Raw genomic sequence first — 19,324 nt, 5'->3', positions numbered from 1 at the left:
TTGTGGGGGTCCCCTACCCCGAGGGGGGTGCGGCGGGGGACGGGGCGGGTCGTTCCGTGTTCCCCCCCCCCGGGGCCACCGCGCCCCGGCGGAAGCCGGGGCCCTTTCGCGCGGGAACGGTGGGGAAGGCTCAGCTGGTCGGGTCGAGACCGTGGCTGCGCAGCCAGGCCAGCGGGTCGATCGCGGCGGTGCCGTTCGGCCGGACCTCGAAGTGCAGGTGCGGGCCGGTGGAGTTGCCGGAGTCGCCGGAGTACGCGATGACGTCGCCGGCCTTCACGTGACCGGAGCGGATCTTGGCGCTGCTGAGGTGGCAGTACCAGGTCTCGGTGCCGTCCGGGGCGGTCACGATCACCATGTTGCCGTAGGCGTAGTTCAGCTGGGTGCGGACGGTGCCGTCCGTGGCGGCCATGACGGGCGTGCCGGTCAGCACGGGGAAGTCGATGCCGGTGTGCACGGACATCCAGTTGACGCCGGACTGGCCGAAGCGCGCGCTGAGCCGGTGCAGCTTCACCGGGAGCGAGAACTTGGGGCGCAGCGCCTCCTTGCGCGCCGCCTCCTCCTCGCGCTTCTTCTTGTCGGCCTCCTGGCGGAGCCGGAGGTCGATGCGCTCCTGGGTGCGGCTGGCGCGGTCGCCGAAGTCGCGGGCGTCCTCGCTGAGCGCGGCGAGCTGGGTGTCGAGCGCGTTGTTGGCGGCGACCTGCTTGACGGAGGCCGGGTCCGCGGCGGCGAGCGCGGTGGTGTCCTTCTGCCCGCCGTCGGTGGTGCCGGTGAGGCCGCCGACGGAGGCGGCGGCGATGCCGGCGACGCCCATGACGCAGGCGGAGGGGACCGCGACGGTCAGCAGCGCGGACCGCTTGGCGGGGGTACGGCGACGGCCGCGGTTTCCGCCGGAGGTGCGGCGCACGGGGCGGCCAGCGAGCGGGGAGTCGGTGCGGACCTCGACGGCGGGCTCGTCGTCGGCGTCCGCGGGGTACGCGTCGTGGAGGTCCCGGAGTTCCTCGTCGACGGCGATGTCGAAGTCGGTGCCGGTGCGGGCGTCGGTCTCCGCGTCGTCGGCGTCGTCGGCGGGGGAGACGGCGGCGTGGCCCGTGTCCGTCTCGGTGCCGGTCTCCGGGAGGTACTCGAACGCGAACTCGGCGGTGTGCTCGACGACGTGCTCGGCGTGCTCGGCGTGCTCGGCGGGCGGGGCGTCGTGCGGGGAGTACTGCTGCGGGACGTGGGCCTCGACCTCCGGGGCCGCGTGGTTCCACGCGGTCGCGTCGTAGGTGCCGGTGCCGTTGTCGGTCACGAAGGCGGGGGCGGCCCACTGGCCGGTGGCGTCGTAGGACTCGTAGCCGTACGCGCCCTGGGCGGCGTAGGCGCCGGCGTGGGCGGTCTCGTACTGGCCGGTCTGCTGGGCCTCGGTCCAGGCGGAGGCGTCCCACTGGCCGGTGGTGTCGTACTGCCCGGTCGTGTCGAACTGCCCCGTCGTGACGTACGAGCCGGTGGCGTCGTAACCGCTCGTCGCGTACGCGCCGGTGGCGTCGTAGGAAGCGGTGGCGTCGTAGGAGGCGGCGGCGTTCCACTGGCCCGTGGTGTCCCACTGGCCGGTGGTGTCGTACTGGCCCGTCGTGCCGTACTGCGTCTCGGCGGCGTACGGACCGGTCGTGTCGTACGAGCCGGTCGTGTCGTACTGCCCCGTGGTGTCGTACTGGCCCGTCGTGTCGTACGAGCCGGTGCCACCGCCGTACTGGCCGAGATCCCACTGGCCGCTGTGGTCCGCCTGGCCGCCGGCGTAGGCGCCGAAGAGCGGGTCGGTGGCGAAACTGCCGGTGGAGTGGGCGCCGTCTCCGGCGTACCCGGCGTGGGGGTGCTGGTCGTTCACCAACGTCTCTCTCGCCTCGGCAGCAGGACCAGTCCGGGGCGGGCCCGACGAGGGGTGTCCCGGGGGTAAGCAGTGGCGCGACTGTACCCGGCGGTACGCGCGGCGGACAATCTTCCGAGGGGTTCGTGCCCGCAGGAAACGGGCAATCGGCCGTGTTTCGCCAGCTCGGGGAGAGAGCTTTGGCCTTGTGTTCGAGAAACGTTCGAAGAACGGTGTCGGAAGGACGGGCGGAGAGCGGTGCCGGGGGTCAGGCGACGGACCCGGCGCCCGGCCTTTCCTCCCGCATCGCCGGGTCCTCGAGGCCGTCGGCGTCGAGGGCCTCCAGGACCCCGGCCGCCACCGTCGGGTGGACGGGCAGCGCGAGATGCCCGATGCCGCTGACCCGGACGTTGTGCACGAGGAGGTCGGGGTGGTCGAGCCGGGCCGTCTCCACCGGCACCATCACCTGGTCCAGGTCGCTCCAGAAACTCACGAATCGGGTCCGGCAGCCGGGCGCGGGGCCGGCCAGCTCCCGCAGCACCTCCGAACCGGGGCGCATCTGCCGGACCAGCGGGTGCGCGTCGGCGAGCGGGGCCACGGAGGTGCCGGAGTGCGGGGTGCCGAGCATGACGAGGGTGCGGACGTACGCGTCGCCGCCGAGGCGCTGCACGTAATAGCGGGCGACGAGCCCGCCCAGGCTGTGGCCCACGACGTCGACCTCGGCGTGTCCCGTGCGGGCGCGGATCTCCTCCACCCGGCGGCCGAGCTCCTCGGCGGCGGCCCGCAGGTCGCAGGTGAGCGGAGAGTAGTTGAGCGACTCGACGCAGTCCCGGCCGTGCCGGGCGAGGGCCCGGCGCAGCAGGACGAAGACCGAGCGGTTGTCGACGAAGCCGTGCAGGAGGACGACCGGGCGGCGGCCGGGCAGGTGCACGGCGGCGGGAGCGGCGGGGGAGAGGCGCTCGGCGACGATGCCCGAGGGGTAGAGGACGAGGTGACCGGTGAGGACGGCGAGCTCGAGGGCGGTGGCCTTCATCAGGGTGGTGACCTTGGTGAGCTCCATGGCGGGCCTCCCGAACGGCACGCGGGGCCGAACGGTACGCCGGTACGTCGTCCCTCCGCGCCGTACGGACGACGGCGCGGAGGGACGACGACCTCGTCGCGGCTCCCTTTGCGACCGGGCCCCGCTTGCGGCTGGTGGGCCCAGGAGGAGGGCCCGAAAGCGGGGTACGGCGCAGAGCGAACATGTCCCACGTGTGATTTCCCCCTCCCCGGGCACCGCGAAACTGCCGGGTGCGGGATGCTGGGGATAACGTTCGTTCACCTCCCCGGCAAAGAAGCGCGGGGGTCGCATGTGGAGGCAGTCATGGGTGTGACCGGAGCCGGTCCGATCCGCGTGGTGGTGGCCAAGCCGGGTCTCGACGGCCACGACCGTGGGGCCAAGGTGATCGCGCGGGCGCTCCGCGACGCCGGTATGGAGGTCATCTACACCGGGCTCCACCAGACGCCCGAGCAGATCGTCGACACCGCGATCCAGGAGGACGCCGACGCGATCGGCCTGTCGATCCTCTCGGGGGCGCACAACACGCTGTTCGTGAAGGTCCTGGAGCTCCTCAAGGACCGCGACGCGCTGGACATCAAGGTCTTCGGCGGCGGGATCATCCCGGACGCCGACATCCCGCCGCTGAAGGAGAAGGGCGTCGCGGAGATCTTCACGCCGGGCGCGACGACGACGTCCATCGTCGACTGGGTGAACGCGAACGTGCGCGTGGCCGCGTAGCCGCGACAGCCGTCCCTCTCGTCCACCTCGCAGCCGGGGCCCTTCCGTACGGGAGGGCCCTTCACCTTTACGGGTGATTCGCCTCAGGTGGTTCCGCTCGCGCGATTTCGTTCGGGCGATTCCCTTCGGGCGAGGCCCCTCAGGTGGTTCCGATGAGCTCGGCGCGCATCGCGGCGCGCAGGCGGAGCGTGGACACCAGGCGCCGGAACGCCTCGGACCAGTAGCCGCCCGCGCCGGGCGAGGTGTCTTCCGCCTCGTCGGGAAGGGCCGTCAGGGATTCCAGCTGCCGGGCCGCCGCCGGGTCGAGGCAACGTTCCGCCAGGCCCATCACCCCGCTGAAGCTCCACGGGTAACTGCCCGCGTCCCGGGCGATGTCGAGGGCGTCGATCACGGCCGCCCCGAGCGGCTCGTCCCAGGGCACGGCGCAGACGCCGAGCAGCTGGAACGCCTCCGACAGGCCGTGGGCGGCGATGAACGAGGCGACCCAGCGCGCCCGCTCGCCGGTGGGCAGCATCGACAGGAGCTGAGCGCGCTCGGCCAGCGACGACGTCCCCGGGCCGGTCGCGGGCGGGGCCCCCGGGGAGCCGAGCAGCGCGCGCGACCAGGCGGCGTCCCGCTGTCGCACGGCCGCCCGGCACCAGGCCGCGTGCAGTTCGGCCTGCCAGTCGTCCGCGACGGGCAGGGCCACGATCTCCTCCGGGCCGCGGCCGCCGAACCGGGCCGGCCAGCAGGACAGCGGCGCGGCCTCGACGAGCTGGCCCAGCCACCAGGAACGCTCGCCCCGGCCCGCCGGCGGGGTCGCCATCAGGCCGTCCCGCTGCATCGCCGCGTCGCACTCGTGCGGGGCCTCGACCGCGATCGCGGGCGACCCCGCCGTCCGGTCGAGGCCGACGCAGGTGGCGGCCCGGCCGGCCATCCGGCCCGCGAGCGCGGAGGCGGGCAGGGCGGAGAGCAGCTCGGCGGCGGTGGCCCGGACGTTGCGGCTGCGGTCGGCGAGGGCCGCCTCCAGGAACTCCTCGTCCGCGTCGGAGAGTCCGGTCCGCAGCGAATCGAGGAACATCAGCCGGTCCTCCGCCCGTTCGGTGGGCCAGGTCGACGCGAGGAGGGCGAGACCGGCCGCCGGGTCCCGGGTCCGCACGGCGGCGAGCAGGGCGACCCGCTCGGCGAACAGACCCTCGTCCCAGAGGGCGCGGACCCCGTCCGGGTCGTCCGGCGACGGCAGCCTGCCGCCCGCGCCCGTGCCCCGGAGCGCGAACTTCCACTCGGGGTTGAGCCGGGCCAGCCACAGTCCGCGCGGCCCGGCCAGGCGGAGCGCCTGGGGCCGCAGGTCGGTACGGGCCCGGGCCGCGTCGAGGAGGGCGGGCAGGGCCGCGGGCGGCGCCTTGTAGCCCAGCTCGTTCGCCAGGGACAGCCACTGCGGGAGCAGTTCGGCCAGGTCCGGCGACGCGCCGCGCCGCCCGGCGGGCGAGGGCGCGGTCCGGCCGGCGAGCAACTGGTCGAGCCGGACCCGGGCGGCCCCGGGCAGCGGCCCCCGCGGATCCGCCGGCGCGCGCTCCGGCGGCGGCACGGCGGGCCCCGGCCGCAGCCCCGCCCTGCGCCGTACGGTGTGCAGCGCGGCGGCGTCGAGCAGCGCGCCCGGCACGTCCCGTGCCGTCCCCGGCCCCGCGAGCCCGGCGGGCGGTCGCCGGTCGGTGCCCAGCAGCGCCGAGGTGACCAGCTCCTCCCAGGCGCGGGCGGAGTCGTCGGCGGCGTCCTCGGGGCGGCCGGCGGGCGGTGTGGAGGGGGTCGTGGCGGTGTCCATCGGGTTCCTCCGGGCGGGCGAGGGGCGGTGGCCGGTCGTCATATGAGGGGGACGGTCTCGCCGGGGGCCTCCGGGGACCAGGCGGCGAGCGGGGTGAAGCCGCGGTGGCCGCACTCCCCGAAGACGGTCACGGGGGCGCCGCCGGACAGGGCGACGAGACGCCAGAGCCCGGGACGCGACTGCGCGGCGGGTGTCAGCGGCAGGGCCTCGCGGCCGTCCGCGTCCGCGAGCTGCCAGCCGTACTCCGCGCGGGCCGGTACGACATGGCGCAGCGTCACGGGCCAGGAGTCGAGCCACGGGTCGTCGCGCAGCGCGCGGCCGTACGCGCCGAGGGCGTCGCCGACCGGTCCGCCCGGTGGCGGGGAGGCGGGGCCGGCGACCGGGACGAAGTGCTCGCCCGGCTCCGCCCGCAGCCCGCCGGAGGCCGGGTGCGGGGTCAGCTCGCCGTCGAGGACCGCGCCCACGGGGAAGGCCAGCCGGGGGGCCCGGCCCGCCGCGCCGAAGGAGAGCAGCAGGGCCGTGCGCCGGCTCGCCGTGCCGTGCAGCCAGATCCGCCGGGTCGTCAGGCGGGCGTCGGACGTGTCGCACTGGGCGAGGACGAGCCAGTGGTCGCGCAGCGGCGGGCCGTCGACCGGGAGGTTGAGGCCGACCCTGGTCCGTACGGTCGCCGCGAACGGGTCGGGCAGCCGGCCGGCGGTGAGCCAGGCCCGGTCGAGGAGGTGGGTCAGCGCGCACTCCTCCAGGAGGCGCACCGGCCATCCGGGCCCCGAGCCCGGTATCGCCCCCAGCTCCCGCACCCGGCCCGCGAGGCCCGGGGCCTGGGCGTCGACCATGCGGGCGGCCGTCTCCTCCCACAGGCCGTACCCCGCCTGCTCGGCCGCCGCCAGGCCGCCGCGCAGCAGGTCGGCGAGCCGCTGCTCCAGCTCCTGCGCGCCCGCGGTGATCCGGGCGGCCCTGCGCTCGGCCCTGCGGCGCGCCGCCTCGGGGTCGGCCGTCGCGGCCGCCGGAGCGCCGGCCCCGCCCGCCGCCCGCCGGGCCGTGCCGTCGGGGTCCCCGCGCCGCCCCGCGAGCCACTGTTCCGCCCAGTCGGGCGCGGCGGATTCCTCGGCCGCCGTCGTGTCCGACGCCTGGAGCAGCAGCAGGCCCAGGGCGTGCTTGCACGGGAACTTGCGGCTGGGGCACGTGCACGCGTACGCCGGGCCCGTGGTGTCGACGACCGTCCGGTACGGCGCGCGGCCGCTGCCCTTGCACAGACCCCAGACGGCACCGTCCGCACGGCCCGTGCCGGACCACGGTCCGGCCGTGCCCAACCTGCTTCCCGCTCTGCGTGAGGCGTCGTCAGGAGCCAGTGCCAGCACCTGTTCAGCCGTCCAGCGCACCCCCATGGCATTCATGTCCTCGACGGTAGAGGCCGCCACTGACAATGCCTCCGGCAGCGGTTCCGGCCTGCGGTTTCCGGCGGGAGAGCGGTCCTGTCGGGGGTGACCTGACGACTCCCGGAAGACGATTTGACTTTACTCTCCCTTTACGATTACTTCGCGGTACCGATCATCTGTACGCACCACGTTCCTGGGGGACCCCCGCCATGAAGCGCACTGCCCGTACCGCCGTCTCGGCCCTCGCCGCCGCCGGTCTCGCCCTCGGTCTCGGCGCCTGTTCCGCCGCCGCGGAGAAGGCCGTCGACCAGGTCGACAAGACCGTCGCCCAGACCTACGAGGTCACGTACGAGGTCAGCGGCAAGGGTGTGGAGTCGATCGACTACCACGCCGGCGACGGCACCGCGATGGCGCCCGAGGTCGTGTCCGAGAAGAAGCCCACCACGCCGTGGAAGAAGACGGTGAAGCTGCAGGGCATCATGCCGCCGGCCGTCATGCCGGTCTCGCTCACCCCCGCCGACCTCACCTGCAAGGTGATCTACCAGGGCAAGGTCATCAAGGAGGCCAAGGCCGAGCAGGCGATGGCGGGCGGCTGCGTCGCCGTCTCCCCGATCGTCGGCTGACCCTTCCTCAACTCCCCTACGGGACCCCTCGATACGCCTCTGACCAGTGGCTACCGCCGAATGTCAGTGGCATGGTGCACGGTGGATCGCACAGCAGGTCGAACGATCTGGAGGGGGATCCATGCCCGTGCCCGAAACCATCGCGAAGCCCGGTTCCGGTGTCGAGACGGACACCGGACCGGAACGGCCGCAGACCGCCACCGAGGTCCTGCGGCCGCACGCGGAGGTCGCCTTCGCCGGCGAACTCGCGGCGCTCGCCGCCGCCGACGACCGCCCCCGGCCCGCCCGCTGGCGCCTGTCGCCGTGGGCCGTCGCCACCTACCTCCTCGGCGGCACCCTCCCCGACGGGACGGTGATCTCACCCAAGTACGTGGGACCCCGCCGCATCGTCGAGGTCGCCGTCACCACGCTCGCCACCGACCGCGCGCTCCTGCTGCTCGGCGTCCCCGGCACCGCCAAGACCTGGGTCTCCGAGCACCTCGCCGCCGCCGTCAGCGGCGACTCCACCCTCCTCGTCCAGGGCACCGCCGGCACCCCCGAGGAAGCCGTCCGCTACGGCTGGAACTACGCGCAGCTCCTCGCCCACGGCCCCAGCCGGGACGCCCTCGTCCCCAGCCCCGTGATGCGGGCCATGTCGCAGGGCATGACGGCCCGGGTGGAGGAGCTCACCCGCATCCCCGCCGACGTGCAGGACACGCTCATCACGATCCTGTCCGAGAAGACGCTGCCCGTCCCCGAACTCGGCCAGGAGGTGCAGGCCGTCCCGGGCTTCAACCTCATCGCCACGGCCAACGACCGCGACCGGGGCGTCAACGAACTCTCCAGCGCCCTGCGCCGCCGCTTCAACACGGTGGTGCTGCCGCTGCCCGCGACCCCCGAGGCCGAGGTCGAGATCGTCACGCGCCGCGTCGAGCAGCTCGGGCGCTCCCTGGACCTGCCGGCGGCGCCGGCGGGAGCGGACGAGATCCGCCGGGTCGTCACCGTCTTCCGCGAGCTCAGGGACGGCGTCACCACCGACGGGCGGACGAAGGTCAAGTCCCCCTCGGGGACGCTCTCCACGGCCGAGGCCATCTCCGTCGTCACCGGCGGACTCGCCCTCGCCGCCCACTTCGGCGACGGTGTCCTGCGCTCCGCCGACATCGCCGCGGGCATCCTCGGCGCCGTCGTCCGCGACCCGGCGGCCGACCGGGTCGTCTGGCAGGAGTACCTGGAGACGGTCGTCCGGGAGAGAGACGGCTGGAAGGACTTCTACCGCGCCTGCCGCGAGGCGAGCGCATGACGTCCACCTCCACCTCCACCTCCACCTCCACAGCCACAGCCACCTCCACTGGCACAGCCCCCGCCACCGGCACGGGCCCGGCGCCGGGGGAGCGGCGCGGGGGACCGCTGCTGCTCGGGGTGCGGCACCACGGGCCGGGCTCCGCACGGGGAGTGCGGGCGGTACTGGAGGCGGCGCAGCCCGCGGCCGTGCTCGTCGAAGGGCCCGCCGAGGCCGACGCGCTGGTGGCGCTGGCCGGCGAGGAGGACATGCGGCCCCCCGTCGCCCTGCTCGCGCACGCCGTGGACGACCCCGGGCGAGCCGCGTTCTGGCCGATGGCGGAGTTCTCGCCCGAGTGGGTTGCGATCCGCTGGGCCCTCGAACGGGGCGCCGCCGTCCGCTTCATCGACCTGCCCGCCGCGCACACCCTCGCCGCCGCCGACCCCACCTGGGACGACGGCGAGGACGAGGTCGCCGGGAGCGGGCCGCCGACCGACCCGGTCGCCGAACTCGCCGCGGCCGCCGGATACGAGGACGCCGAGCACTGGTGGGAGGACGTCGTCGAACTGCGCGGCGACGACGACCCCGCCGCCCCGTTCGAGGCCCTCGCCGAGGCCATGGGCGCCCTGCACGAGGCGTACGGACACGGCGGCCACCCCCGCGACCTCGTCCGCGAGGCGCACATGCGGCTCCGGCTGCGGGAGGCCCGTAAGGAGTTCGGGGACGAGGTCGCCGTCGTCTGCGGCGCCTGGCACGTCCCCGCCCTCGCCCGGCGGACCACCGTCGCCGCCGACCGGGCCCTGCTCAAGGGCCTGCCCAAGGTACGGACGGAGACCACCTGGGTCCCCTGGACCCACCGCAGGCTCGCCCGCCGCTCCGGGTACGGCGCCGGGATCGAGGCACCCGGCTGGTACGGACACCTCTTCGCCGCCCCCGACCGGCCCGTCGAGCGCTGGATGACCAAGGTCGCCGGACTCCTCAGGTCCGAGGACCACCCGGTCTCCTCCGCCCACGTCATCGAGGCCGTCCGGCTCGCCGAGACCCTCGCCGTCCTGCGCGGCCGGCCGCTCCCCGGCCTCGACGAGACGACCGACGCCGTCCGGGCCGTCCTGTGCGAGGGCTCCGACGTGCCGCTCGACCTCGTCAGGGACCGCCTCGTCGTCGGCGACGTCCTCGGCGAGGTCCCGGCTGGCGCGCCCGCCGTCCCCCTCCAGCGGGACCTCGGCCGCCGTCAGCGCACCCTGCGCCTCAAACCCGAGGCGCAGGAGCGCGTGCTCGAACTCGACCTGCGCAAGGAGACGGACGGCGAGCGCAGCCGGCTGCTGCACCGGCTGCGGCTCCTCGGCGTCGGCTGGGGCGAACCGGTCGCCGGGCGGGCCGGCACGGGGACCTTCCGGGAGACCTGGCTGCTGCGCTGGGAACCCGAACTGCACGTCCGGGTCGCCGAGGCCGGCGTCTGGGGCACCACCGTCGAGGCGGCGGCCACCGCCAAGGCCGAGGCCAGGGCCCGGGCCGCCACCGCCCTCACCGACATCACCGCGCTCGCCGAGCAGTGCCTGCTCGCCGGACTCGCCGACGCGCTCCCCGTCGTGATGCGGTCGCTCGCCGACCGGGCCGCGCTCGACACCGACGTCGCCCACCTCGCCCAGGCCCTTCCGGCCCTGGCCCGCTCCCTCCGCTACGGCGACGTCCGCGGCACCGGCACGGCGGCCCTCGCCGACGTCGCCGCGGGCCTCGCCGAACGGATCTGTGTCGGCCTGCCGCCCGCCTGCGCCGGACTCGACACCGACGCGGCCGCCGCCATGCGCGAGCGGATCGACGGGGTCCACCAGGCGCTCGGCCTGCTGCCCGGCGCGGCCGGGCTCGCCACGCGCTGGGCGGCCGTCCTGCGCCGGCTCGCCGGCCACGACCGGGTGCCCGGCGTCCTGCGGGGCCGGGCGGCCCGGATCCTCCTCGACGAGGGACGGCTCGCCGACGACGAGGCCGCACCGCTCATGAGCCGCGCCCTCTCCCCGGGCACCCCGCCGCCCGATGCCGCCGCCTGGATCGACGGCTTCGCCGGCGGGGCGTCCGGCGGCGGTCTCCTCCTCGTCCACGACGAACGGCTCCTCGGCCTGGTCGACGCCTGGCTCACGTCCGTACCGGCCGGGGCGTTCACCGCCGTCCTGCCGCTGCTGCGCCGCACCTTCTCCGCGTACGAGCCCGGCGTCCGCCGCACCCTCGGCGAGCTGGTCGCCCGGGACCCGGGCTCCGGCGGCGCGGGCCGCCCGACGCCCGGCGCGGCCCCCGGCTTCGCCGCCGGCCTCGACCGCGAACGGGCGGACGGCGTCCTGCCCCTCCTCCACCTCATCCTCGGCACGGACACGGAGGCCCCAGCATGACCACCGACGACCGGACCACCACCCCGCCCGCCGCCGACACCGACACGGGCACGGGCACCGACACGGGCACCGACACAGGCAAGGGCACGGGCACGGGCACCGACACGGGCACGGACATGAGCACGGACCTCCACTCCGGCGCGGACCCCGGCCTCCGCCCCGACCCCGGCCTCCGCTCCGGTCCCGGCGCCGACGAGCGGTTGCGTCGCTGGCGGCTGGTTCTGGGGGGCGGGGAGGCCGATGGGACCGGCCGGGCGCTCGCGGGGACCGACGCCGCCATGGACGGCGCGCTCACCGCTCTCTACGGGCGGCGGGCGCAGGACGACCGCGGGGGACGGGAGCGCACGGCGGGGCTCGGCGCCTCGGCGCCCTCCGTCGCCCGCTGGCTCGGCGACATCCGTACGTACTTCCCCGGTTCCGTCGTGCAGGTCATGCAGCGCGACGCGATCGACCGCCTCGGCCTCGCCACGCTCCTCCTGGAGCCGGAGATGCTGGCGGCCGTCGAGGCGGACGTGCACCTCGTCGGCACCCTGCTCTCCCTCGGCAAGGCCATGCCGGAGACGACGAGGGAGACCGCGCGGGCCGTCGTACGGAAGGTCGTCGACGACCTGGAGAAGCGCCTCGCCGCCCGCACCCGCGCCACGCTGACCGGCGCCCTCGACCGCTCCGCCCGGATCAGCCGCCCCCGGCACCGGGACATCGACTGGGACCGCACGATCCGCGCCAACCTCGGGAACTACCTGCCGGAGCACCGCACGGTCGTGCCCGAGCGGCTCGTCGGGCACGGGCGCGCGTCCCGGGCGGTGAAGAAGGAGGTGGTGCTCTGCATCGACCAGTCGGGCTCGATGGCCGCCTCCGTCGTCCACGCCTCCGTCTTCGGCGCCGTCCTCGCGTCGATGCGGTCCCTCGCCACCCGGCTCGTCGTCTTCGACACCGCCGTCGTGGACCTGACCGACCGGCTCGACGACCCCGTCGACGTCCTCTTCGGCACCCGGCTCGGCGGCGGCACCGACATCAACCGCGCCCTCGCCTACTGCCAGTCGCGGATCACCCGGCCCGCCGACACCGTGGTCGTCCTCGTCAGCGACCTGTACGAGGGAGGCATCCGCGACGAGATGCTGAAGCGGGTCGCGGCGATGAAGGCGTCGGGCGTCCAGTTCGTGGCGCTGCTGGCCCTCTCCGACGAGGGCGCCCCCGCCTACGACCGCGAGCACGCGGCGGCGCTCGCCGCGCTGGGCGCCCCGGCGTTCGCCTGCACTCCGGACCTGTTCCCGGAGATCATGGCCGCCGCCCTGGAGAAGCGGCCGCTGCCGATACCCGCGACCTGATCCGCCCGCCCGGGGACCCCGGCCGGGGTGCGGATTCCGTTGCCGCGGACGACCCGGCAGGGTGCGGAATCCGTAGGCGCCGGACCACCCGCACGGGTGCTCGCGGGGAGACTGAGTCCCATATCACACACGCGTCCGAGGGGCCCTCACCCGGACTCCCGGCGCGTCGTGAGGGGCCGGAAGGCCAAGCCCCGCCTGACGCGAACGCCGCACGTCGGTACCCCTCGCCCCCTACGGACCGCCCCCCGGCCCCTACGATCTGTGACCCGTATCACCGCTCTGTTGTGATCTGCGATTTAGGGACCTACCTCCCACGGGGATAACCTGCGAGACGGACATGCCGCGTCCACGGACACCGTGTACGCCTCCCTTGTGACAGCGCAGTCACGTTGCCCTTCGCGGCACGCCCACGCAGACAACGAACCGCGATCATCAGAAAAGGGACGGACGCGCGTGGACCTGTTCGAGTACCAGGCGAGGGACCTCTTCGCCAAGCACGGTGTACCGGTGCTGGCCGGTGAAGTCATCGACACGCCTGAGGCGGCGCGCGAGGCCACCGAGCGTCTTGGCGGCAAGTCGGTCGTCAAGGCGCAGGTAAAGGTCGGTGGCCGTGGCAAGGCCGGCGGCGTCAAGCTGGCCGCCACCGCGGACGAGGCGGTCGCCCGTGCGACCGACATCCTCGGCATGGACATCAAGGGCCACACGGTCCACAAGGTGATGATCGCCGAGCTGTCCCCGGAGATCGAGGCGGAGTACTACGTCTCGTACCTTCTCGACCGCACCAACCGCACCTTCCTCGCCATGGCGTCGGTGCAGGGCGGCATGGACATCGAGGAGGTCGCGGAGAAGACCCCCGAGGCCCTCGCGAAGGTCCCGGTCAACGCCGTCGAAGGCGTGAACATCGAGAAGGCCCGCGAGATCGTGGCCCTGGCGAAGTTCCCGGCCGACGTGGCCGAGGGTGTCGCCGAGGCCATGGTGACCCTGTGGGACACCTTCGTCGCCGAGGACGCGCTCCTCGTCGAGGTCAACCCGCTGGTGAAGACCAAGGACGGCCGCATCCTGGCCCTGGACGGCAAGGTGTCTCTCGACGAGAACGCCGACTTCCGTCAGCCCGAGCACGAGGCGCTCGAGGACAAGGCCGCAGCCAACCCGCTCGAGGCTGCCGCCAAGGCCAAGAACCTCAACTACGTCAAGCTCGAGGGCGAGGTCGGCATCATCGGTAACGGTGCCGGTCTGGTCATGTCGACGCTGGACGTCGTCGCGTACGCCGGTGAGAACCACGGCGGCGTGAAGCCGGCCAACTTCCTCGACATCGGTGGCGGCGCCTCCGCCGAGGTCATGGCGAACGGCCTGGAGATCATCCTGGGCGACCCGGACGTCAAGTCCGTGTTCGTCAACGTCTTCGGTGGCATCACCGCCTGTGACGAGGTCGCCAACGGCATCGTCCAGGCCCTGGAGCTCCTCGCCTCGAAGGGCGAAGAGGTCACCAAGCCGCTCGTCGTGCGCCTCGACGGCAACAACGCGGAGCTGGGTCGCAAGATCCTGTCGGACGCGAACCACCCGCTCGTGCAGCGCGTGGACACCATGGACGGCGCGGCCGACAAGGCCGCCGAGCTCGCGGCTGCGAAGTAAGGGACGAGGTCAAGCACACCATGGCTATCTTCCTCACCAAGGACAGCAAGGTCATCGTCCAGGGCATGACCGGTGCCACGGGCATGAAGCACACCAAGCTCATGCTGGCTGACGGCACCAACATCGTCGGTGGCGTGAACCCGCGCAAGGCCGGCACGTCCGTCGACTTCGACGGCACCGAGGTCCCGGTCTTCGGCTCCGTCGCCGAGGCGATGAAGGAGACCGGCGCCAACGTGTCCGTCCTCTTCGTCCCGCCGGCCTTCGCGAAGGCCGCCGTGGTCGAGGCGATCGACGCCGAGATCCCGCTGGCCGTCGTCATCACCGAGGGCATCGCCGTCCACGACTCCGCCGCCTTCTGGGCGTACGCGCAGTCGAAGGGCAACAAGACCCGCATCATCGGCCCGAACTGCCCCGGTCTCATCACCCCGGGCCAGTCCAACGCCGGCATCATCCCGGGCGACATCACGAAGCCGGGCCGCATCGGCCTGGTCTCGAAGTCCGGCACGCTGACGTACCAGATGATGTACGAGCTCCGTGACATCGGCTTCTCGTCCGCCGTCGGCATCGGTGGCGACCCGGTCATCGGCACCACGCACATCGACGCCCTCGCGGCGTTCGAGGCGGACCCCGACACCGACCTGATCGTCATGATCGGTGAGATCGGCGGCGACGCCGAGGAGCGTGCGGCCGACTTCATCAAGGCCAACGTCACCAAGCCGGTCGTCGGCTACGTCGCGGGCTTCACCGCGCCCGAGGGCAAGACCATGGGCCACGCCGGCGCCATCGTCTCCGGCTCCTCCGGCACCGCCCAGGCGAAGAAGGAGGCCCTTGAGGCCGCGGGCGTCAAGGTCGGCAAGACGCCGACCGAGACGGCCAAGCTGGCGCGCGCCATCCTGGCGGGCTGAAACCGGCGGTAGCAGTACGAGAGGGCCCCGCCCTCGCCCGGGAGACCGGGCGGGGGGCGGGGCCCTCTCGCGTGCGGAGGCGGCTATTCGGCCGCCGGGATCAGGCGCTCGGGGCCGGGGTTGGGTTCGGAGCGCAGCCTGTCGCGGAGGTCCAGGTCCTCGGGACGGAGCTTCTGCGGGCCGCCGCGCACCGGCACCCCGTTGACGGTCTCGCCGGGGGCGTTGACCGGGATGTAGCGGGTCGGCGCGGTCGCGGCCGTGAAGCCCGTGACGCCGATGAGGACCGCCGTCACCCCGAGTACCGCCCGGGTCCAGGTGCGGCTCCGCTTCTCGCTCCCGCTCCGGACGGTCCGGGCCGGCGGGAGCGTCGCCGTCGGGGCCTCCGCGACCAGCAGGCTCAGCCGCTGGTGCAGGGCCTCCGGCTCGGCCAGTTCGGGGATCCGCTCCCCGAGGACCGTGCGCGCGTGCAGCAGCCGGTTGGCGGCGGCGGGGGTGCTCGCCTCGGTCTCGGCCGCCGTCTCCGGCAGGTCGAGGCCGAGTCCGTCGTAGAGCAGGACGGTGCGGCGGTAGGGCGCCGGCAGTTCGAGGAGCGCGGTGAGCAGCGCCCGGCGGTTCGCCTCGGTGGGCGGGGAGTCGGGGTGCTTGTGCGCGCGGCGCAGCCGGTGCCAGGGCGAGAGGGCGTACTCGTACGCCGCCGCCCGCACCCAGCCCACCGGGTCCGCGTCGACGGCGACCTCGGGCCAGTGGTCCCACGCCTGGTGGAAGGCTTGTTCGACGGACTCGCGGGAGAGCCGGCGGCGCCCGGTGAGCAGGTACGTCTGGTGGACGAGGCCGGGCGCGGCGTGCGCGTAGAGCTCGTCGAACGCCTCTTCGGGCGTGAGGCCCGGCACGACCGGGGTCGCCTCCGGCGCCTCGGCTCGTGAGCCCGCCTCGGCCCACGAGGCCGTCTCGGCCCCCATCGGGTCCGCCATCTCCGCCGCCACCGGTTTCAGGCGCTCCTGCGGCCTCGGAGGCCCCTTGCGGGCGGGCCCGGAGGCGATGGCCGGGGCGGGGGAGGGGGCCCTCGGCGGCTTGGCCGCGCGCTTGACCGCGGACTTCGGCCGGACGTTGGCCGGGGACGTGACCCCGGTGGCCGCCGGGACGGCCGGGGCCGGGGCGGATACGGGCGCGTCGGCCGGTGGCCGTGCCGGGGGCCGTGCCCCCGCCCCCGCCCCCGCCCCCGACTGCGCCTGCGCCTGTGCGGATGCTGCTGTCTGTGCCTGTGCCTGTGCCTCTGCGGATGCCGCCGTCCGTGTCTCCGGGGACGCCGCCGTCGGGGTGGCCGCCGCCGTCGGGGCCGGCGCGGGCGCCGTGTCCTCGCACGAGCCGAGCAGCTTGGCGTACGCCTCGCGCTTGCGGCCGCGCGGTGCCGAGCGCCCGGCCTCCCAGGCCCTGATGGTGGCCTTCGTGACGCCCATGGCCTCGGCGACCTGCTCCTCGCTGAGGGCGAGGGCCTCGCGCAGCCTGCGCCGCTCCTTCGGGGCCGGCAGGGTGAAGGAGGGGGCGGAATCCGCGGTGCTCCGGTTCATCGGGGTCGACCTCCCGCAGCGCTTCTCTGGGCGGAAAAGTACATAAACGTATCTTGAGCGACACAACGGAACTTTGCCTGTTACGCGGCAAAAGCGCGTGTCGTTGGCAGCATGACCCCGTGACCCATGTGACCGAGCACTCCCTGGTCCAGGGCGGCCGTTCCGCCGCGCTCGCCACCGCCTGCGTCCGTGGCGGGGTCGCCGCGGGACTCGGCCTCGGCGGGCCGGCGGTCCTGGTGGTCGCGGCCTGGATCTGCTCCCCGTATCCCGACGGCGGCCCCGGCGGCGCCCTCCACCTGGCCGCCGGGCTCTGGCTGCTGGCCCACGGCGTGGACCTGGTCCGTACGGACACGGTCTCCGGCGTCCCCGCGCCCCTGGGCGTCGTCCCGCTGCTCCTGGCCGCCCTGCCCGTCTGGCTCGTCCACCGGGCCGCCCGCGACACGCTCGACGGCGGGGCGGACCGCGGCCGTCCGCGTCCCTCGGCGGGCGGCGCGGTGGCCGCGGTCGCCGGCGGATACCTGCTGGTCGCGGCGGTGGTCGTGGTCTACAGCGAGAGCGGCCCGCTGCCCGCCGACCTGATCACGGCCGGGCTCTGGCTGCCCGGCGTCGTGGTCGCCGCGGCGGGCGCCGGCGTGTGGACGGCGCTCGGCCGTCCGCTGCCCGGGCAGCGGCACGCGGCCGCCGCGCTGCGCGCCGCGGGGCTCGGGACCGTCGCGCTGCTCGGCGGCGGCGCGGTGGCCGCCGCGGTCTCGCTGGCCTGGCACGCGGGCGAGGCGCAGGCCGTCTTCGCGGGCCTCGCGGGGGAGTGGTCGGGGCGGGTGGCGGTCGTGCTGCTCGTGCTGGCGCTGCTGCCGAACATGGCCGTCTGGGGGGCCGCGTACGGGCTCGGTCCCGGCTTCACCCTCGGCGCGGGCGCGCTCGCGACGCCGCTGGGCCTCACCGGCGACCCGGCCGTGCCGCCCTTCCCGCTGCTGGCCGCGCTGCCGGACGAGGGGCGCGGCAGCTGGGTCCACTGGCTGACCGTCGCCGTCCCGCTGTGCGCCGCCGTGCTCCAGGGCCGGTGCGTGGGCCGGGCGGCGCGGACCTGGGCGGCCCGGGACGCGGCCCTGACCGCCCTCGGCGCGGCCTGGGGCTGCGGGGCGGCCGTCGCCGTCCTCGCGGGCGCGGCGGGCGGCCCGCTCGGCACGGGCCGGCTCTCGGCGTTCGGCCCCGTGTGGTGGCAGGCGGGCGCCGCGACGGTCCTGTGGGGTGCCTGCCTCGGCGTCCCCGTCGCCCTGGGCGTACGCGCCTGGGGCCGCCGGACCCCGCGCCCGAAGCCCCTCCCGGCTCCCGGGGGCGCGTCCGTGCCGGGCCCCGCCGCCGCGAGCGGGCCCCTCGCCGCGTCCGTGGCCGCTGGTGTCCCCTCGGGGCGGCCGGCGTCGGCCCCGCCGCTGCCGGCCGCCCCGGGCCGTACGTCCGCCGCTGACCGGCCCGCCGGTGCGGGAGCGGGCGTACCAGCGGCGGCGGATCTCGGCGACGACCTCGACGACGACTCCGGCTACGAGCCGTACGACTATCTCCCGGCGGCCTGGGAGCCCTCGCCCCCGTCCCCGCCCCCGTCCTCGCTCCGGGCCTCCGCCCCGTCCCCGCTTCCGGCACCGGCCCAGCCCGCGTCCCCGGGCCGGAGCCCGTCCGCGCCCCCGGCTCCCGACAGCACGACGGGCGCCCCGGCTCCCGCCGACGCGCCCGTCAAACCGCCGCCCCCGGCGGCGCCGCCCGCCGACTGACGGGTGGTGTGCCCATCGGGCCGGCCGGGGCTACTCCCGGACGCCGAATCCCGCGCGCAGCGGCTTGGGCAGAAGGTCGTTGCAGGCCAGCTGGCCCGCGTGGGTGAGGGCGTCGTCGCGGCACTCGTAGAAGTCGCTGTAGACGAGCTGCATGGTGAAGCCCACCGCGACGATCATCAGCGCGATGCTCGCCGCGACCAGACCGCTGATCGCGGCGGTCCGCATGGAGCGGGCCGGGGCGGGCGCGGCGGCACCGGGGCCGAGGGGCTGGGCCGGCACCGGATCCGGGGCGTCCTGGCCCTGCGGCTGTCCCGAGGGACGCGACGCCGGCTGTGATGTCGGCGACGGATCGGCCGCCGGCCTCGGCTTGGCGCGCAGCGAGCTGATCCCCCAGTACAGGCCGAGGGCGCCGAGCAGCAGTGCCAGCTCCGGGATCTCGAAGATGGCGAAGAAGAAGGCCCACATGCCGGCGAGGATCGCGTACCGCGCGCGCCGCTGCGCCGGGTCCGTCGGGTCCCAGCGGAGCCCCGGGCCCTTCGCCGGCCCGTTCCGGCCGGGGCCGCCCTCCGGACCGCCCTGGCCGCCGCCCTGCCGCTCCGGACCCCGGCCGAAGCCGTCCGTCGAGGGGCCCGGCTGGCGGGGGCTCCAGCGGCCGTCGGACGAGTCCGACGAGTCCGGGGACCCGGACGCGTCGTCGCCCGTTCCCTCCGGTCGCCGCGGCTGCCACGGCTGGTCCGGCCGGCCCTCGGGCGGCGGTGCGAACGGGTTGTCGTCGTTCGTGGACTGGCGTTCCGGCATCTGCTGGACGTCTTCCCTCTGTCGTCGCGACCACGGCCGCACCCGTGGTCTCCGCTGGTGTCTCTTCTGCTGCTGTTCTGCTGCTCGCCCGCGCTCGGACGCCGCGCCCCGGGCGCTCCGTCCGGCGTCGGACCCTGACGCTACCGTCCTGCTCCGCCCCCGTCCCGTGGGGGCCGTCCCGTGTGCCGGTATCGTTGCTGACGGTCGAGCCGTTCGTAGGGTTCCCCGTATCGAGCGGCACGATTCGTTCGTACGACCGCACAAACAC

General features: G+C 75.0%; 14 protein-coding genes. 8 read left to right on the top strand and 6 right to left on the bottom strand.

Translation table 11 applies throughout. The features are described 5' to 3' along the window. Positions 1-130 precede the first annotated feature (130 nt). Both ACFVZH_RS10685 and ACFVZH_RS10680 read right to left on the bottom strand, forming a co-directional pair. Complete coding sequence (locus tag ACFVZH_RS10685) at positions 131-1,867, bottom strand: peptidoglycan DD-metalloendopeptidase family protein (RefSeq protein ID WP_384895417.1); 1,737 nt, start codon at positions 1,865-1,867, stop codon at positions 131-133. A 244-nt stretch (positions 1,868-2,111) separates the two neighbouring features. Beyond that, on the bottom strand, positions 2,112-2,903 hold the full coding sequence (locus ACFVZH_RS10680; protein WP_384895415.1) for an esterase/lipase family protein: 792 nt from the start codon (positions 2,901-2,903) through the stop codon (positions 2,112-2,114). A gap of 303 nt (positions 2,904-3,206) precedes the next feature. On the opposite strand from ACFVZH_RS10680, the gene ACFVZH_RS10675 reads away from it, so the two are divergent. Then, positions 3,207-3,620: a cobalamin B12-binding domain-containing protein gene (locus tag ACFVZH_RS10675; RefSeq protein WP_366304704.1), complete on the top strand. Its 414-nt coding sequence runs from the start codon at positions 3,207-3,209 to the stop codon at positions 3,618-3,620. A 139-nt stretch (positions 3,621-3,759) separates the two neighbouring features. Here the strand turns inward: ACFVZH_RS10675 and ACFVZH_RS10670 are convergent, their stop codons facing one another. Both ACFVZH_RS10670 and ACFVZH_RS10665 read right to left on the bottom strand, forming a co-directional pair. Further along, positions 3,760-5,421 (bottom strand): DUF5691 domain-containing protein, encoded by a 1,662-nt coding sequence (locus tag ACFVZH_RS10670; protein WP_384895413.1) that lies wholly within the window; start codon positions 5,419-5,421, stop codon positions 3,760-3,762. Positions 5,422-5,459: 38 nt separating this feature from the next. Beyond that, positions 5,460-6,815, bottom strand: coding sequence for an SWIM zinc finger family protein (locus tag ACFVZH_RS10665; protein ID WP_384895411.1), 1,356 nt, complete (start codon positions 6,813-6,815; stop codon positions 5,460-5,462). Between the two features lie 191 nt (positions 6,816-7,006). Here ACFVZH_RS10665 and ACFVZH_RS10660 point away from each other — a divergent pair, with 191 nt between their 5' ends. The 6 genes from ACFVZH_RS10660 (at position 7,007) to sucD (ending at position 14,924) form a co-directional block, all read left to right on the top strand. Continuing rightward, a complete protein-coding gene (locus tag ACFVZH_RS10660) occupies positions 7,007-7,420 on the top strand; it encodes a hypothetical protein (protein WP_384895409.1) in 414 nt (137 codons plus the stop codon). 121 nt (positions 7,421-7,541) lie between these two features. Beyond that, positions 7,542-8,699 carry an AAA family ATPase gene (locus ACFVZH_RS10655; RefSeq protein ID WP_384895407.1) on the top strand — a complete coding sequence of 386 codons (1,158 nt, stop codon included), beginning with the start codon at positions 7,542-7,544 and terminating at the stop codon, positions 8,697-8,699. Then, the gene (locus ACFVZH_RS10650; RefSeq protein WP_384895405.1) at positions 8,696-11,059 is read left to right on the top strand and encodes a DUF5682 family protein; all 2,364 of its coding nucleotides are present in this window, start codon (positions 8,696-8,698) and stop codon (positions 11,057-11,059) included. Before ACFVZH_RS10655 ends, ACFVZH_RS10650 begins: the two co-directional genes overlap by 4 nt. Beyond that, positions 11,056-12,387 carry a VWA domain-containing protein gene (locus ACFVZH_RS10645; RefSeq protein WP_384895403.1) on the top strand — a complete coding sequence of 444 codons (1,332 nt, stop codon included), beginning with the start codon at positions 11,056-11,058 and terminating at the stop codon, positions 12,385-12,387. The genes ACFVZH_RS10650 and ACFVZH_RS10645 overlap by 4 nt, the downstream gene beginning before the upstream one ends. A gap of 453 nt (positions 12,388-12,840) precedes the next feature. Further along, a complete protein-coding gene (sucC, locus tag ACFVZH_RS10640) occupies positions 12,841-14,019 on the top strand; it encodes an ADP-forming succinate--CoA ligase subunit beta (protein ID WP_384895401.1) in 1,179 nt (392 codons plus the stop codon). Between the two features lie 20 nt (positions 14,020-14,039). After that, entirely contained in the window at positions 14,040-14,924 is an 885-nt protein-coding gene (gene sucD / locus ACFVZH_RS10635) for a succinate--CoA ligase subunit alpha (protein ID WP_384895400.1), read from the top strand. An 83-nt stretch (positions 14,925-15,007) separates the two neighbouring features. Here the strand turns inward: sucD and ACFVZH_RS10630 are convergent, their stop codons facing one another. Further along, entirely contained in the window at positions 15,008-16,492 is a 1,485-nt protein-coding gene (locus tag ACFVZH_RS10630; protein WP_384895398.1) for a sigma factor-like helix-turn-helix DNA-binding protein, read from the bottom strand. A 119-nt stretch (positions 16,493-16,611) separates the two neighbouring features. Between ACFVZH_RS10630 and ACFVZH_RS10625 the strand changes: the two genes are divergently transcribed. Continuing rightward, positions 16,612-18,258, top strand: coding sequence for a DUF6350 family protein (locus tag ACFVZH_RS10625; protein WP_384895396.1), 1,647 nt, complete (start codon positions 16,612-16,614; stop codon positions 18,256-18,258). 30 nt (positions 18,259-18,288) lie between these two features. Here the strand turns inward: ACFVZH_RS10625 and ACFVZH_RS10620 are convergent, their stop codons facing one another. Beyond that, positions 18,289-19,056 carry a hypothetical protein gene (locus ACFVZH_RS10620; protein ID WP_384895395.1) on the bottom strand — a complete coding sequence of 256 codons (768 nt, stop codon included), beginning with the start codon at positions 19,054-19,056 and terminating at the stop codon, positions 18,289-18,291. Positions 19,057-19,324 lie beyond the last annotated feature (268 nt).

This window comes from Streptomyces sp. NPDC059534 (genome assembly GCF_042743475.1).
In the GTDB taxonomy this organism is placed as follows: Bacteria; Actinomycetota; Actinomycetes; order Streptomycetales; family Streptomycetaceae; genus Streptomyces.
Note: the sequence above shows the minus strand (reverse complement) of the source record. Positions and strands in the feature narration are given on the sequence as shown.